The organism is Microcystis sp. M53603_WE2, assembly GCF_030065435.1.
In genome coordinates this window covers 1-1,509 of record NZ_JASJFF010001118.1, presented here as the reverse complement: position 1 = coordinate 1,509, position 1,509 = coordinate 1, and the positions used below count along the sequence as shown (strand labels likewise).

Annotated in this window: 3 protein-coding genes; all 3 read left to right on the top strand. The window is 40.8% G+C overall.

Annotated features, from left to right (window positions below):
• The coding region (locus tag PX481_RS23615) for a transposase (protein WP_287108012.1) at nt 1-179 on the top strand (179 nt) is incomplete at its 5' end.
• Between the two features lie 56 nt (nt 180-235).
• On the top strand, nt 236-970 hold the full coding sequence (locus PX481_RS23610) for a DUF1190 domain-containing protein (protein ID WP_002760305.1): 735 nt from the start codon (nt 236-238) through the stop codon (nt 968-970).
• Between the two features lie 185 nt (nt 971-1,155).
• Nucleotides 1,156-1,509: transposase family protein (locus tag PX481_RS23605; protein WP_288096366.1), on the top strand; the 354-nt coding region annotated here is incomplete at its 3' end.

Genomic DNA, 1,509 nt, shown 5'->3' with positions numbered 1-1,509 from the left:
GTCAAACAATCCGAAACTGGTTTGGAGAAATCATTAGTTATTTCGAGCGAAGGACAACGAATGGGGTGGTCGAGGGAATCAACAATAAACTTAAACTAATAAAACGGAGAGGCTATGGCTTGAGAAACTTTCGGAATTTTTGGGTTAGAAGTATGTTGTCTTGGCATCTTGTATGTTGATTTAGCATAAAGAGTAACGAAGAGCCAAATATCATAATATTTATGAGGTTAAAATTATGCAACCTAGAAGCGTTATTCCGATCCGCCGCCAACAAATCTTCTCCTATCTTGCTCTAGCGGTTTTTTGCGCCACCTTAACCGCCAGTTGTAGTGATAATTCTGATATTTCTTCTGTCCCAGAAGTGCCTCCTAACGATGCGATTGCCGATCAACCTGTAGAAGCTATCTTTTACGAAAATGTCAGTCAATGTCAACAACAATTAACCAAACAACAACAGGCTGTTAATCAGGGGAAAAGTACCGTTACACCGAGCGCCCCGATCATAACACCAGAAGACTGTGAAGCACAACTAGCCCTAGCCTTACGGGAACACGAAAGTAATGCTCCCGTTTACGACACTTTGGAGCAATGTCAAACAGAGGGATTAACCTGTAGTCCCGCTACTGAAAATGGTGGTCAACCACGAACCGGCTACTATCCTAGTTTTGGCGGAACTTTTATCTATCCTAATACCTATGACTTCGTTTATTTTTATCATGGCGGTATCCAGCATCGTCTCTATCGTCCGACAACGGTTTATCAAGGCAACGCAGGCAATTTAGTCACCCCCTATGGTCGTAGTTTACCCCGTTACTCCCCAGGCACTAAAATTTTAGTTCCACAACATACTCGTTTTACGGCTCCCGCTCGACCTTCGGGGACTATTGGCTCAGGCGTTATTCGCGGTCGGTCTTCTACTGGATTTGGTTCCACCTATAAGGCCACAGGACGGGGTGGCATCGGTAAATAATAAAGGCTCTTCGGGAATTGTTATGCAAATAATTAACTTAAAATAAAATTCGATGAGAGCAACTACGCTCAAAAGTAGCTGAAATTCATACAGGAAAGGACTTAAGGCACAAATAGGTTAATACCAAAAGATAGACAATTGAGTTAAGATTTGATATAATAGCCAAAAACGAGATTATTTTACTTATGATACTTGACAAATTTTTGAACCTACAAGGAACCTGTATTCAAGGCTATCGACACCTAGAAAATATCGGTATAGTTTTCCAAATCGAATCGAAAAATAAAAAAGCAGTCTGTCCTCGTTGTGGGTTAGAGAGCGATAAACTCCACCAAAATCATCGACATTTAGTCAAAGATTTACCGCTCTCAGGTCAACCAGTGTACCTACAAGTTAATCGTCGTCACTTTAAGTGCAATAATTGTCGAAAACCCTTGAGCGAAGAGTTAGATTTTGTCGCCAGTAAACGAACCTATACGAAAAGACTAGCCGAGAATATACTCGAACAATTAAAAGAAGGAGATATTTTAAATGTTAGC